We start from the raw sequence: 12,971 nt of genomic DNA on the forward strand, positions 1-12,971 counted from the left end.
CTCAGGCTCCTTCCGCGGCGACCGTGCGCCGCTCGATGCGCTTGGGGATGTCGGTGCCGACCTCGACGATGCGATGCACGAAGACGCCGGGGAGGTGGATGCTGTCGGGATCGAGCTCCCCCGGCTCCACGAGCTGCTCGACCTGGGCGATGCAGATGCGACCGGCCATCGCGGCGAGCGGATTGAAGTTGCGCGCCGCCTTGTTGAACACGAGATTGCCGTGGCGATCTCCGCGGGCGGCGTGCACCAGAGAGAAATCGGTGGTGATCGCCTCCTCGAGCACGAAGTCCCTCGCCTCCCCGTTCACCTCGAAGCTGCGCACGTCCTTCACCGGCGAGGCGACCGCGATCGTGCCGTCCGGGTTGTACCTGCGCGGCAGGCCCCCCTCGGCGACCTGCGTGCCGACGCCCGTCTGGGTGAAGAAACCCGCGATCCCCGAGCCGCCGGCCCTGAGCTTCTCGGCCAGGGTGCCCTGCGGGGTGAGTTCGAGCTCGAGTTCACCGCTGAGGAACTGGCGCTCGAACTCCTTGTTCTCCCCGACATACGACGATGTCATCTTGCGGATGCGCTGGGCGGCGAGCAGGACGCCGAGGCCCCAGTCGTCCACTCCGCAGTTGTTGCTCACGACGCTGAGGTCTCTCGTCCCCTGCGCCAGAAGAGCCTCGATCAAGGCGATCGGGTTCCCGGACAGGCCGAACCCGCCGACCGCCAGTGACGATCCGTCCTCGATGTCGGAGACGGCCGCCTCCGCTGACTCCCACTGCTTGTCGATCACGTCGGCTCCTTCGGTTCCGTGCTCTCCTCAGCATCCGTCCGGGGGAGCCGTCCGGGAAAGCCGGATCTTGCGATGTGGCCGAACCCAGAGGTAGCGTCCACATTATGGAACCCACAACCTCGGTGCCCGGCACTCAGGCGATCGCCAGGGCCGCACGTCTTCTGCGCCTGGTCACGGCCGCAGGTTCCGACGGGGCCTCACTTCAGGAGCTCGCCACAGCCGCCGACCTCTCGCGTTCGACCGCCCACCGGCTCCTGAGCGCTCTGAAGTCGGAGGGCCTCGTCGACCGCGACGGCGCGAGCACCAGGTGGATGCCGGGTCCGGAGCTGTTCCTCATGGGATCGGTGGCGGCCGCGCGGTACGACGTGACAGCACTGGCCCGGGACATCGTGCGCTCACTAGCGGTCAAGACCGAGGAGAGCGCGTTCCTCTCCGTCCGGCGCGCAGACGAGACGGTGTGCCTGCTCCGCGAAGAGGGCTCCTTCCCTATCCGATCCTTCGTCCTCAGTGAAGGAGTGCGCTTCCCGCTCGGTGTCGCCAGCGCCGGGCTCGCCATCCTCGCCTTCCTCTCTGACCACGATGTGGATGCCTACTTGGAACGTCATCCCGAGCTCGAGGGCTCCTGGGGACGCGCCCACGGTCAGCGGCCCCTTCGGACACGTCTCGCCGAGACCAAGGAACGGGGATACGCAGTCAACCCCGGTCTGATCGTCGAGGGCAGCTGGGGCCTGGGCGCTGCGGTCTTCGATCGCTCCGGCCGCCCGGAGTGGGCGCTGAGCCTGACCGGCGTCGCGTTCCGCTTCGGCCCCGACCGCATGGCCGAGCTCGGGCGGACCCTCCTCGCGCACGCACATCAGCTCTCCGCGCGGATCTCCAGCACGAGGCGGTGATCCGATTACATACCATCGGGTATATACTCGCTGGTATGAATCGTGCGGATGTCATCCCCTCCCTCGTCCTCTCGGGATACGCACTCGGCCGCATCGCCGCTCAGGACGCCGGAAACGACGCCCCCGCGGCGCAGTGGCGAGTGCTGAGTCTGCTCGAGCAGGCAGGAGCCAGGCGAGTGGGTGAACTCGCCCACGCAGCGCGGACCACGCAACCGGGCATGACGCGTCTGCTCGGTGCGCTCGAGCGCGAGGAACTCGTGCGCCGCTCCCCCGATCCCGACGACTCCCGCGCGACCGTCGTCGACATCACCTCCCGGGGCACTGCAGCGCTCGCCTCGTGGCGCGCCGAGTTCCGCGAGACGCTCGCGCCGAGGTTCGCCGCGTTGACCGAAGCGGAATGGTCTGCCCTCACCCGCGCGGCGGAGATCCTCGCCGCGCACACCGCCACTGATCGAACAGGAGAATCTCGGTGAACACCCCCGCCACCCCCTCGGTGTGGAAGCAGCCGGCACAGGTCTGGGCCGTCGCCTTCGCCTGCGTCGTCGCCTTCATGGGAATCGGACTCGTCGACCCGATCCTTCCCGCGATCGCCGAGTCGCTCCAGGCATCCCCGGTCGAGACGGAGCTGCTGTTCACCAGCTACCTGTTGGTGACTGGGCTCGCGATGCTCGTGACCAGCTGGATCTCCAGCCGCATCGGCGCGAAGGCCACCCTGCTCATCGGACTGGCGCTGATCGTGGTGTTCGCGCTGCTGTGCGCCTTGAGCGGCAGCGTCGATGCGGTGATCGGATTCCGAGCCGGCTGGGGTCTCGGAAACGCCCTGTTCATCTCGACGGCGCTGGCGACCATCGTCGGCGCAGCCTCCGGGGGCAGCAGCGCGGCGATCGTCCTGTACGAAGCGGCGCTCGGCCTCGGCATCGCCATCGGTCCGCTCCTCGGCGGTCTCCTCGGTGAGCAGAGCTGGCGCGGACCGTTCTTCGGCGTCGTCGTGCTGATGGCGATCGCCTTCGTCGCCGTGCTCGTCCTCCTGCGCGGCCCCCGGGAGAAGCGGGTCCCCGTGAAGTTCTCCGCCCCGTTCACCGCCCTGCGACGCCCCGCACTCGCGGTACTGGCGATCACGGCCCTGTTCTACAACATCGGCTTCTTCGTCCTGCTCGCGTTCTCACCGTTCCCCCTGGGCTTCGGGGCGATGGGCATCGGCCTCACGTTCTTCGGCTGGGGTGTCGCGCTCGCCGTCACCAGCGTCTGGGTCGCACCGCTCCTCATGCGCCGGATGGCCCGCACCCGCATCATCCTGGTCGTGCTCCCCCTGCTGGCGATCGATCTCATCGCCGCGGGACTCCTGGTGGCGAACGCCGCCGCGCTGGTCACCTGCATCGTCGTCGGTGGACTCCTCCTCGGCGTGATGAACACCGTGCTGACCGAAGCGGTGATGGAGGCGACCGACCTCCCCCGCTCCGTCGCCTCCTCGGCATACTCGGCCGTCCGCTTCCTCGGCGGCGCGATGGCTCCCCCGATCGCGGCGTTGCTGTGGCATGCGTTCAACGCGACGGTGCCCTACCTCTTCGCCGCCGCCTCGGTGCTGCTCGCCGCCCTCACCGTCCTCCTCGGACGCCGAGCACTGGCCCACATCGACGACGAGCCCGCGGACACCACGACGGAAGACGCCGCAGCGATCCTCGTCGGTGACGCCGCCTGAGTCGGCACGGCCGAACGCTCCTTGGATATCGTGGGGCGATGAGTGAAACGGCTTCTCTCCCCGAACGCAGCAGGATCGTGCAGCGACACCTCGCGGAAGCGGGCGTCGACACCGTGATCCGTGTGCTCCCCGATTCGGCGCGCACGGCGGCGGAGGCCGCAGCGGCGATCGGATGCGAGGTATCGGCGATCGCCAACAGCCTCGTCTTCCTCGCCGACGGCGCGCCCGTTCTGGTGATGACCAGCGGCGGACACCGCGTGGATCTCGTCACCCTGACGAGCAGTATCGGGGTGGACGAGGTGTCCATGGCCCCCGCGTCCATCGTCCGCTCTGCCACGGGCCAGGCGATCGGTGGCGTCGCGCCCGTCGGACACCCCGCACCGCTTCGCACCTACATCGACGAAGAGCTGCAGCAGCACGCGACGCTCTGGGCGGCCGCGGGGCACCCTCACACCGTCATGCCGTTGACCTTCGAACAGCTCCGCACCATCACCGACGGCACGGTCATCTCTGTGGTCTGACTGGCGCAGCACCGCGGTCCCTCGCGAGCCGCAGGCACCCGCGGAAACGGCGAGGCCGGCGCCCAGGAGCGGAAGCTCCTCGGCACCGGCCTCGTGCGATCGATCAGTCCTGGGTGACGCGCGCACGAGCGCGCACGGCTCCGAGAACGGTGAGCGCCATACCGAGCACCAGCGCCGCGCCCCCAGCCCAGAGCATCCCGGCGGGTACATTCCCTCCGGTGGTGGCCAGCGACGATCCGCCCGTGAGCGGCAGCTCGGTCGGTGGCGTGACGACGGTCGGCGGCGTCGTCGGCGGAATCACCGGCGGCGTCGTGGTGGCTGTGTTGGTGAGGGTGACTGCGAGTGTGGTGCCAGCTCCGACGGTGAGCTGGGCTCCCCCATCGGCCAGCGCGGTGACCCCGGTTCCTGAGAACACGGGCGCACCCCACTCGATTCCGTCGAGGGCCGGCGGAGTCAGCTCCGACAACGTCACCACGGTCCCCGCCGGCAGCTGGATGAGCGGCGCAGTGGCCCCGGCCGTGACGGTGACGGTGCGTTCGACGACCGGATCACCATAGCTGTATCGCACCGTGTACTCGGCATCGGCCGGCACGCCGGACGCACCGGATCCGCCGACGAGCTTGGTCACGGTGAACGCACCGGTCGCGTCGCCGTCCCCGGTCCCTCCGCCCGTGACCGTCCACGCCCTCGTCTCCTTGAGCTTGACGCCGTTGACGTCGGCCGTGTTGGCGAAGGTCGCGCCGTCCGCCTGCGAACTCGGCACGGTGAAGTACTTCACGAAGTACATCCGCGTCGGGTCGACCGGTCCCGGGATCTCGAGGTGGAAGGAGGTTCCGTCGGCGTTCCAGGATCCGGTCCAGTTCGTGATCGGCTGCGGATCCTGATCCTGCATCGTCGTGCTCCACACCACGAGCTGACCGTCTTCGTTGTGATGCTCCGCGAGCCCGTCGCCCGCACTGGTGAGGGTGTCGTCGACCACGATCGACTCCGCACCCTCGAAGCTCGCACCGGGCAGCATCAGCTGCCACGCGATCCTGCCGTCAGCGGTCTGCCACGACCACTTCTGCGGGTCGGTGGGCAGCGGCGAGGACGGACCGATACCGCCACCGGGGATCTCGACCGGCGTGATGGTGCCGTCGACCGTGAACTCCACCGTGCTCTCCGTCGTCTGCTCGTCAGCCGAGGCGACGAACCACAGCGATCCGGTCACCCCGGTGCGCCCGTTCACGTAGTCGGTGAGCGTGCATGTCACGACCGGAGAGGCATCGGAGCTCACGGTGCACTCGGCGATTGGCTTGCTCGGGTCCTCGGCCGAGGGCACGGAGAACGTCGTCCCGGCGCTGGCGAACTCCTTCGGGAGCGTGAATCCGAAGGTCTGACCGCCGACGGCCCCGTCCGGGACCGCCCAGTCGGCGTCGACACGCACCCGGTCCCACTGCGACACGCCGCCGCCACCACCCACGGTCGTCACGGTGATCGACGACGGATCGATGGCCGCGGGATAGTCGTACTCCGCCGCCGAAGCGGCCCCCGCCCCCGCGAGAGTGATCACGGTGGTGAGCACTGCAGCTGCCGCGGCGATAATCGCGGTCGTCTTTCGGCGCACGCCGGCGCCGCCTCTTCTCTCGTGCAAGATCTTCCCCAGTTTCTTGATGGCCCCACTCCTCCGGCGCGGCTGCTGCGCAGCTGTGCCTCCGAAGGCGCGAGGCGTGTGTCCCCACCTGAGAGACCACGTCGAGGGCGATCCATTACGCGACACCGCAGTATTCTGCACGCGGACCTTATTCAGAACCACGACAGGATCGACAGCAGCGCCTCGGGAACGGAGGCAGCTAGTTGCATCAGACGCGACCGGAGTCGGACTCGACGTATCGCGTGACGCAGCGCAGAAAGCAGAAAAGCCTCGGTAGATGGCGAGATCTACTGAGGCTATTCCGTGCACCCCCTCGGACTTGAACCGAGAACCCACTGATCAAGAGAGAGTGCGGAGGGCGGTTCTTCAACAGCCCTTGGTAACCCATAGCGGCCCACTCTGAGCCGTCCTAGCCCGCAATTCTGCGGAAGTTCCAGCGACCGGGAGTCCGCTCCGGGCTAGAGGGGACCAACACGGGCTGGCATGGTCGGAGGGGTTCTGGAGGGGTTCCGAGGGGTCGCTACGATGCTTGGATGGAGTCGGCTTGGGAGCATGAGAAGTACGAGCGCATGCTCGGCCGCAACGATACACCGGCTCTGCTCGCTGAGTTGGTTGACGACGCTCGGCTCGATGACCTCGACGACCTGGCAATAGCGATCGAAGAAGCCTGGACAATGGCAGACTGAAGCGCCCTGAGTGTTGGAGACTCCTGACCTTGGAAACGAGGATGGAGTCATGGTGTCGAATCAGGGATCGGGGAAGCCGACCACGCGTCGATATTCGCTGGAGGAGAAGGCCGCCGCGGTCCGGATGGTACGGACCTTGCGAGCAGAGCTCGGGACCGACCACGGGACGGTGCATCGGGTCGCCACGCAGCTCGGATACGGGGTCGAGTCGGTGCGGACCTGGGTGAAGCAGGCGGACGTCGACGATGGGGTTGTCGCGGGCGTAACGACCGCGGAGACGCGTCGGGTTCGGGAGCACGAGCAGGAGGATCGCGAGCTTCGCCGGGCGAACGAGATCTTGAAGAGGGCTGCGTCTTTCTTCGGGGCGGAGCTCGACCGCCAACACAGGAAGTAGTCGCGTTCATCGACGCGAACAAGAACGACGTCGTCGAAGGTCGCCCGCTCGGAGTCGAGCCCATCTGCAAGCTGTTGCAGGTGGCTCCGAGCACGTATTACGCCGCGAAGGACCGTGCGCCTTCCGCGCGGGCGATCAGCGACGCAGTCCTCACGCCGGAGCTGGTGACGCTCTGGAACGCGAACTATTGCGTCTACGGGGTCCGCAAGCTCTGGAAGACGGCCCGCCGCAACGGAATCGATATCGGGCGCGACCAGACCGGTCCGTTGATGCGTGCTGCTGGCATCGAGGGCGCCACCCGGTCGAAGCGAGTCAGGACCACCAGAGCGGATCCTGCTGCAGCACGGCACCCTGATCTGGTGAAACGCGAGTTCACCGCGACCGCCCCGAACCGGCTCTGGGTCACTGACCTGACGTTCGTGCCGACCTGGGCGGGCGTTGCCTGCGTCTGCTTCATCATCGATGCGTACTCGCGGATGATCGTGGGGTGGCGGTGCGCGTCTCACATGCGCACCGAGATGGTCCTCGACGCGATCGAGATGGCGCGCTGGACCCGCGGCACCCACCACGACGATCTCCGGTGTCACAGCGATGCGGGGTCTCAGTTCACGTCGATTCGCTACGGCGAACGACTCGCCGAGATCGGCGCGACGCCATCGATCGGGACCGTCGGCGACAGCTATGGCAATGCCCTGGCCGAGACCGTCAACGGCTATTACAAGACCGAACTCGTCCGCGGACCTGCACGACCCGGACCCTGGAGAACGGTCGAGGACCTAGAGCTCGCGACCCTCGGATGGGTGCACTGGCACAACGCCGAGCGCCTCCACGGCTACCTCAGAGACGTCCCACCTGCGGAGTTCGAGCAGACGTTCTATGCTGACCAAACTGCGAGCGATCAGCTGGTGGGAATCAAATAGCGCAGTCTCCATCAGACCCAGGGCGCTTCAGTGCGGCGCACCCTGCACCGCGTCAAGAGTGGTGGGAGATCGGCACGCCCAAGTCTGCGCGTAGCACTCGCGACGTGCCGCTGGGCCGCTCGCTCATCGGAGAGCTGACCGAGTACCTGGCCCAGCACCCGCGCCGGAGCGAGCCAGACGCGCCACTGTGGCCAGGGCGAGTGCCAGGCGGCAACGGCGACGTGCGCACGCTCGACTACGACCGACAGTTCGATGTGGCGAGCCTCATCCGGTACTACTTCAAGCCTGCACTCGCTGACCTCGGCATCACCGGCGTGCGCTGGCACGACCTCCGCCACTACTACGCGAGCGTGTGCGCGGCGGCAGGCATCGAGATTAGGAAGGTCAGCCGCTGGATGGGCCACGCGAACATCAACACCACGGACTCGATCTACACGCACCTGTTCGACGGTACCGACGACGACGACATGGACCGCCTAGACGCCGCCGCTCTGCGCGGCCTGGACGTTGCGCCGCTTCGCGTGATCGACGGCCGCTGAACAAGGCAGCTAGCGGCCCCTCTCCTGCCTTGAGATGTCACGGAGCTGATCCTGACGCTCGCTACGCTGCGTTTCCCAGAGCTCTTCCCTGTACTGGTTGACCTCGGTGAACGAACCGAAGAACGAGTCGTAGCGCTCTAGGAGTTCGCTATCGGGTTCTTCTCCGCGCGACGCAGTCATCGACAGGTCCGCGCCCATGTCGGTCAGCCACGATGCCCACCCCTTGGGATTCGACCCATGGAACGACGCCACTTCCGTGTCCGTGATCGCGGAGACTAGAGCTAGAAGTCTGTTGCGAAGCTGGGCATCCGTCAGGGTGCCCGCTGCTCGGCGCAAGTCAATCTCGAACGAGGGCCATCGTTCCGCAAAGTAGTGCTCGAATCGAGCGTCGTCACCCATGCTGGGATCTTGCGACTCGATGTAGAGAGCCATCCCGAAAAAGAGTTCGGCAGTGTCCTTCGCCCGCCGCGCCTCCTCGGCTGCGGCCGCGCGTTGCCCCTCTGCAGCGGCATCAGCACGCTGTTGCTCAGCCACCTCTTTCGCCTGATTCCGGTCCGCGTCCGCCAAGGCCTTCTCGTGGGCAAGTCGCTTTGCCTCGCGGTCGTTGTCAGCGGTGATCTTCGCTTGCTCGCTCCTGCGGGTCATGACGGCGGTAAGCCACGCGACAAGAATCGAGATCAGACCGGTGGCGAGGATCGTCAAGACGGGCAGCAACGGCTCGATCGCCGTCGCGAACTCTTCAGCGCTCATCTGCTCACCTTATTGCGATCTTTGTTGGTGGTCACCCGTTCAACCGCTCTCAAGGCGAAGATGTGGACCGCCTCGATGCCGGCGTCTCTCGGCGAAGCGACCTAGGCGGTGCAGATTGGAGCACTGAAACGAGTGCACGAGTCTCCCTCGGAATGCCTCCTTGACGATATGGTTACGGCAACATCGTTCAAAGGGGAGTTCCATGGTTCCGGTCAAGACCTCAGTTGAGGACATCACAAAGTTGCTGGGCTACCTCAGCAAGCAGATCGGATGGGTGGACGTTCCGAAGGTCGAGAAGGCACTCGGCTCGCAGGACGACCGCAAGCTCGGAGCCATGGTCGAGTTCGGGTTGATCCTGCGCGACGGTGGAAATTTGCGCACCACAGAACGCGGCCAGCTGTTCAACGCTGACCCGAAGGCCGCTCTGCGCCAGGCTCTCGAATCTGTCGATCTGTACCGCGCGACTCTCGAATGGGTTCATTACGGGAACAAAGCCGAGGCCACCGCCGCCGAGGTCGGCCAGTATTGGGAGGCCTCGCACAAGGACACGATCGGCGGTCTAAGCGGCTCCACGCTTGGCTCTGGCGCAGTGACCTTTGGTCGAGTGGTCGATGGCGCAGGGCTGGGAACCTTTCTGGTGGGTCGCGGCGGAAAAGAAACCCGAATCACGTTCGACCTGTCGGCGGTCGATGGCTTGGTGAACGGTTCGACGCCGACCACTTCCTCTGAGCCCGCAGGGGAGACGGAAGAAGCTCCGGCAGAAGTTGCGGCAGCGGCACCGGCTGCACCATCCTCCTCAGCCACGCAGAACCTTCCAGCGCCCGCCGTGCCGCCAACCGTGACAGTCGCCGCGAGTCCCAGTGTGCACGTCAACGTGGAAATTCACATCGCCGCCGACGCCACTGCCGAAACTGTGCGCGAGATATTCAAGAACATGGCCCGGTACGTCCTCGATAAGCAAATTGCAGATGACGACAAGTAACGACTGGGCGCCAAATCTCGAACGTTTGCGGGAGTTTCAGGAGGCTTATCGCCTCCCAGTCTCCGACATCGCTCGCCAGGCCCCGGCGCAGGCCCTTCACTCGCTTCGCGACTCAGCGGGACGAGCTCCTGCCAACTACCGGCAGTACCTGGAAGAGGCGATCGATTGCTACGAAGCGTCGGCGTATCGCGGTGCGGTGCTGATGGTCTGGGCAGCCACGATCGAGCATCTGTACTCGGTGATTGAAGGGCATCAGCAAGGCTTCAAGCTGATGCAGGCGGAGAACTTCAAGCGGTTTGAGAAGTCCAACGGTTATCGAAAGATCAGCAAGAAGAACGATCTCCTGTACGTTAACGATGCGAACTTCTTCCTGCTCTGCGAAGACGCAGGCGTCTTCAACAAGAACGCCAGGAGCATCCTGGATGACGCTCTCAAGACGCGGAACCGGTGCGGCCACCCGACCGGGTACACCGTCGGACGCGAGGAGGTCGTGATCTTCATCGAGCGACTGATCAACAACATCATCAGCGGCGCGATGATCGACTGGAAGTAGCTAGGGGCGACGCTGAATCGTGCCGGATGTGAACCACTGCACAAGCGGGATTGCAAGCATCACTGCGGCCTCAGCCTCTGCCTGCGAGCTGGGCCTATATCCGGCCTGCCCTGCGTGTCGATCGTTCTGACCGGTCCAAAGCGCTTGCACCATGCCTAGAACGACGTGTTGCGATGTGTGCGTGCCGTGCTCACGCGTTAGGTCGAGCTTCCAATCTCCATCACCGCGCATCTGTCCGACGACCGTTCCTAGAGTCGCCGACGTGTTCTTCGGACTCACAACCGGGATCGCCGCGGCCTCAACCGCTTTGATCGACTTCGCGTACGCCTTCTCGAAGTCGGGAGTGAGCCCGAAGGCCGCGTGCCACGCCTCCGACAGCAGTTCCCCCGCGTGGCCGGGGTGGGACATCACTGCATCGGCCGCCTCCTGCACCCCAAGGGGAACCCGATCCTCGAGACCCGGCCCCTGCCGACGAGTTCCCACTTTCCAGCGAGAACCGCCAGCGAGTAGCACAGCGTCCAACTCGTTCAGGAGATCGCGATGGGTGGCGAGATCCTGAGACTTTATCCAAACGAGAAAGTCCAGAAAGCGAATGTACTTGTCGTCATCGATCCAGAGCTCCTGCTCAAGTTGACGGAAGCCCCGCCGCAGATAGGTGGCCAGCGGATCTTTCGAGCGTGCGCGGCGGTCGAAGTCCATCACGAGATCGATGTCGTTTCTCCGCTCGCGGCTCGCTCCGGGAAGGGTAACGGCCAGAAACAGCCAGGCAGTCATGTCATCGCGCATCCACGGCTTCACACCGTCGACGAGCACGGCGTGTTCTTCAGGAGTCATCCCCATAGGTACCCAGCTCATGGACCCATGATGACCGAAAGGACCGTTGAGAGGTTGACGCCACGCTCGGAGGGGTTTCGGAGGGGATCGTTGCGCACGCCGTCGAGCGGTCTCTGCCGCCGCACGCAGAAAAGCCCCGATGACTGGCGAGAGTCATCGAGGCTATTCCGTGCACCCCCTCGGACTTGAACCGAGAACCCACTGATTAAGAGTCAGTTGCTCTGCCGATTGAGCTAGAGGTGCGTGGCCCGGGATAACCCCGACCGAGGAATTACATTACCAGCCGACCGGGTCCATGTGAAATCGAGCTCGGACCCCGGGCGCGCCGCCCCGGAAACGGCGTCGAAACATGGCCTTTCGGCCCTCCGACGGCGTGGACCCGACGACTATTCTTAGACCGTGACCACCTCCCCCCACGCTGAAGCCCTGCGCCACGACCTCGAGCTCGCCCTCCGCCTGGCCGATGCCGCCGATGCGCAGTCGCTCCCCCGGTTCGATGCCTCGGACCTCGAGATCTCGACCAAGGCCGACAACTCCCACGTGACGGACGCCGATCTCGCCACCGAGCGTGCGATCCGCAGCATCCTCGAGACCGAGCGTCCGGAGGACGGCATCTTCGGCGAGGAGTTCGGCGCTCAGGGCAGCACACAGCGACAGTGGATCATCGATCCGATCGACGGAACGGCCAACTTCCTTCGTGGCGTCCCGCTCTGGGGCACGATGATCGCACTCGCGATCGACGGCGTCCCCCAGATCGGTGTCGTCAGCATGCCGGCGCTCGGACGACGCTGGTGGGCATCAGAAGGACAAGGCGCCTGGACGATCGTCGAGGGCGAAGCGCGCCGGCTGCGCACCTCGTCCGTCTCCTCTCTCGACGACGCGAGTGTGAGCTTCCAGAGCATCGCGCAGTGGGCGGAGGCCGACCGCCTCGACACGCTCCTGACCGTCGCTGAACGAGTCTGGCGCGACCGCGCCTACGGAGACGTCTACTCCTACATGCTCCTCGCAGAGGGGCGCATCGACATGGTCGCCGAGTTCGGCGTCAAGGAGTACGACATCGCCGCAGCGGTGCCGATCGTCCGCGAAGCCGGCGGACGGATGACGGCTGTCGACGGAACCGAGACGATCTCCGCGCGCTCGACACTTGCCACCAACGGAACCCTTCACGGTGACTTCCTGACCCTGATGCAGAGCTGAACCGAACGACGAGGACCGCGATGAACTCCCGGATCATGTCCGCCGCTGCGGGCGTGCTGCTGCTCGCCGCAGCCCTCAGCGCGTGCTCTGCACCGGAACCACGGCCCTCGTCGACGCCTGAAGCCGTCGACCCCCGCCCGACCGAGACCACCGCCCCCGTGAGCTCTCCGACACCCGAGGCGCCCGAAACGGAGCTGACCTGCGAATCGATGATCTCGGCGGGCACGGTCGCGGCCCTCGCCGAGGCCGGCTGGACGGCCGAGACGAAGGAGTTCGTCGCCGGGGGCGTCGAGCTGACCGAGGGGCTGCTGTGCTTCTGGGCCGACTACACCGTCGGCTCCGACCACGGGCAGCTCTACGGCTGGTCGGCCATCGACGACGCCGATGCCGCCTCGGCGCAGTCCGCTCTCCTCGCCGAGGGCTGGAAGCGCGAGGACGGAGCGGACGGTGTCTACTTCACCGAAGACCCCAGATACGCGATGGGTACGGATGATGACGGCTACGGGATGACCTACCTGTTCGGCGACGGCTGGGTGCGCCTCGCCGATACTCGGCAGGGGCTCATCCTCATCGAGTGGCCTCGCTGAGGATGAGCCGA

General features: G+C 65.9%; 15 protein-coding genes, 1 tRNA gene and 1 other annotated feature. Of the genes, 11 read left to right on the forward strand and 5 right to left on the reverse strand.

Going from position 1 to position 12,971, the window contains the following annotated elements; genetic code table 11:
- Window position 1: 1 nt before the first annotated feature.
- Window positions 2-775 (reverse strand): CoA transferase subunit A, encoded by a 774-nt coding sequence (locus ASD13_RS09715; RefSeq protein ID WP_055868674.1) that lies wholly within the window; start codon window positions 773-775, stop codon window positions 2-4.
- Between the two features lie 104 nt (window positions 776-879).
- Between ASD13_RS09715 and ASD13_RS09720 the strand changes: the two genes are divergently transcribed.
- Genes ASD13_RS09720 through ASD13_RS09735 form a run of 4 tightly spaced genes read left to right on the forward strand, consistent with a single transcriptional unit; the run spans window position 880 to window position 3,885 of the window.
- Window positions 880-1,665, forward strand: coding sequence for an IclR family transcriptional regulator (locus ASD13_RS09720; protein WP_055868676.1), 786 nt, complete (start codon window positions 880-882; stop codon window positions 1,663-1,665).
- A gap of 35 nt (window positions 1,666-1,700) precedes the next feature.
- Window positions 1,701-2,138, forward strand: a complete 438-nt coding sequence (locus ASD13_RS09725; RefSeq protein ID WP_055868678.1) for a MarR family winged helix-turn-helix transcriptional regulator — start codon at window positions 1,701-1,703, stop codon at window positions 2,136-2,138.
- Entirely contained in the window at window positions 2,135-3,364 is a 1,230-nt protein-coding gene (locus ASD13_RS09730) for an MFS transporter (protein WP_055868679.1), read from the forward strand. Before ASD13_RS09725 ends, ASD13_RS09730 begins: the two co-directional genes overlap by 4 nt.
- Before the next feature lie 38 nt (window positions 3,365-3,402).
- Window positions 3,403-3,885 (forward strand): YbaK/EbsC family protein, encoded by a 483-nt coding sequence (locus tag ASD13_RS09735; RefSeq protein ID WP_055868681.1) that lies wholly within the window; start codon window positions 3,403-3,405, stop codon window positions 3,883-3,885.
- 103 nt (window positions 3,886-3,988) lie between these two features.
- On the opposite strand, the gene ASD13_RS09740 is transcribed toward ASD13_RS09735, so the two are convergent.
- Window positions 3,989-5,491, reverse strand: coding sequence for an Ig-like domain-containing protein (locus tag ASD13_RS09740; RefSeq protein WP_157535609.1), 1,503 nt, complete (start codon window positions 5,489-5,491; stop codon window positions 3,989-3,991).
- 560 nt (window positions 5,492-6,051) lie between these two features.
- Between ASD13_RS09740 and ASD13_RS17375 the strand changes: the two genes are divergently transcribed.
- From ASD13_RS17375 to ASD13_RS17170, 3 genes are all read left to right on the forward strand, one after another.
- Window positions 6,052-6,204: a hypothetical protein gene (locus tag ASD13_RS17375; protein WP_157535610.1), complete on the forward strand. Its 153-nt coding sequence runs from the start codon at window positions 6,052-6,054 to the stop codon at window positions 6,202-6,204.
- Between the two features lie 49 nt (window positions 6,205-6,253).
- A protein-coding gene (locus ASD13_RS09750; RefSeq protein WP_235562550.1) for an IS3 family transposase occupies window positions 6,254-7,518 on the forward strand; the annotation gives its coding sequence in 2 pieces (ribosomal slippage) (window positions 6,254-6,557 and window positions 6,557-7,518; 1,266 coding nt in all).
- Window positions 6,553-6,687: a sequence feature (AL1L pseudoknot), on the forward strand. It overlaps the preceding gene by 135 nt.
- Window positions 7,519-7,622: 104 nt before the next feature.
- Window positions 7,623-8,057 carry a tyrosine-type recombinase/integrase gene (locus ASD13_RS17170; protein ID WP_162246286.1) on the forward strand — a complete coding sequence of 145 codons (435 nt, stop codon included), beginning with the start codon at window positions 7,623-7,625 and terminating at the stop codon, window positions 8,055-8,057.
- 9 nt (window positions 8,058-8,066) lie between these two features.
- Here the strand turns inward: ASD13_RS17170 and ASD13_RS09760 are convergent, their stop codons facing one another.
- A complete protein-coding gene (locus tag ASD13_RS09760) occupies window positions 8,067-8,807 on the reverse strand; it encodes a hypothetical protein (RefSeq protein WP_055868691.1) in 741 nt (246 codons plus the stop codon).
- Window positions 8,808-9,009: 202 nt separating this feature from the next.
- Between ASD13_RS09760 and ASD13_RS09765 the strand changes: the two genes are divergently transcribed.
- Window positions 9,010-9,789: a hypothetical protein gene (locus ASD13_RS09765; RefSeq protein ID WP_055868693.1), complete on the forward strand. Its 780-nt coding sequence runs from the start codon at window positions 9,010-9,012 to the stop codon at window positions 9,787-9,789.
- A complete protein-coding gene (locus ASD13_RS09770; protein ID WP_157535611.1) occupies window positions 9,776-10,342 on the forward strand; it encodes a hypothetical protein in 567 nt (188 codons plus the stop codon). The genes ASD13_RS09765 and ASD13_RS09770 overlap by 14 nt, the downstream gene beginning before the upstream one ends.
- On the opposite strand, the gene ASD13_RS09775 is transcribed toward ASD13_RS09770, so the two are convergent.
- Entirely contained in the window at window positions 10,343-11,197 is an 855-nt protein-coding gene (locus tag ASD13_RS09775) for a hypothetical protein (RefSeq protein ID WP_157535612.1), read from the reverse strand. It lies immediately after the preceding gene.
- A gap of 149 nt (window positions 11,198-11,346) precedes the next feature.
- Window positions 11,347-11,419: transfer RNA gene (locus ASD13_RS09780), tRNA-Lys, on the reverse strand.
- A gap of 156 nt (window positions 11,420-11,575) precedes the next feature.
- On the opposite strand from ASD13_RS09780, the gene ASD13_RS09785 reads away from it, so the two are divergent.
- Together ASD13_RS09785 and ASD13_RS09790 are read left to right on the forward strand one after the other, a co-directional pair.
- Entirely contained in the window at window positions 11,576-12,373 is a 798-nt protein-coding gene (locus ASD13_RS09785; protein WP_055868699.1) for an inositol monophosphatase family protein, read from the forward strand.
- A 20-nt stretch (window positions 12,374-12,393) separates the two neighbouring features.
- Window positions 12,394-12,960, forward strand: coding sequence for a hypothetical protein (locus ASD13_RS09790; protein ID WP_055868701.1), 567 nt, complete (start codon window positions 12,394-12,396; stop codon window positions 12,958-12,960).
- Window positions 12,961-12,971: the final 11 nt, after the last annotated feature.

Source organism: Microbacterium sp. Root1433D1, assembly GCF_001426835.1.
GTDB lineage: Bacteria > Actinomycetota > Actinomycetes > Actinomycetales > Microbacteriaceae > Microbacterium > Microbacterium maritypicum.

Excerpts from the sequence above, each read along its gene's own strand:
- ASD13_RS09760 (WP_055868691.1), bottom strand. The coding sequence starts at position 8,807 with ATGAGCGCTGAAGAGTTCGCGACGGCGATCGAGCCGTTGCTGCCCGTC.
- ASD13_RS09790 (WP_055868701.1), top strand. The coding sequence starts at position 12,394 with ATGAACTCCCGGATCATGTCCGCCGCTGCGGGCGTGCTGCTGCTCGCC.
- ASD13_RS17375 (WP_157535610.1), top strand. The coding sequence starts at position 6,052 with ATGGAGTCGGCTTGGGAGCATGAGAAGTACGAGCGCATGCTCGGCCGC.
- ASD13_RS09770 (WP_157535611.1), top strand. The coding sequence starts at position 9,776 with ATGACGACAAGTAACGACTGGGCGCCAAATCTCGAACGTTTGCGGGAG.
- ASD13_RS09735 (WP_055868681.1), top strand. The coding sequence starts at position 3,403 with ATGAGTGAAACGGCTTCTCTCCCCGAACGCAGCAGGATCGTGCAGCGA.
- ASD13_RS09720 (WP_055868676.1), top strand. The coding sequence starts at position 880 with ATGGAACCCACAACCTCGGTGCCCGGCACTCAGGCGATCGCCAGGGCC.
- ASD13_RS09765 (WP_055868693.1), top strand. The coding sequence starts at position 9,010 with ATGGTTCCGGTCAAGACCTCAGTTGAGGACATCACAAAGTTGCTGGGC.
- ASD13_RS09775 (WP_157535612.1), bottom strand. The coding sequence starts at position 11,197 with ATGAGCTGGGTACCTATGGGGATGACTCCTGAAGAACACGCCGTGCTC.
- ASD13_RS09725 (WP_055868678.1), top strand. The coding sequence starts at position 1,701 with ATGAATCGTGCGGATGTCATCCCCTCCCTCGTCCTCTCGGGATACGCA.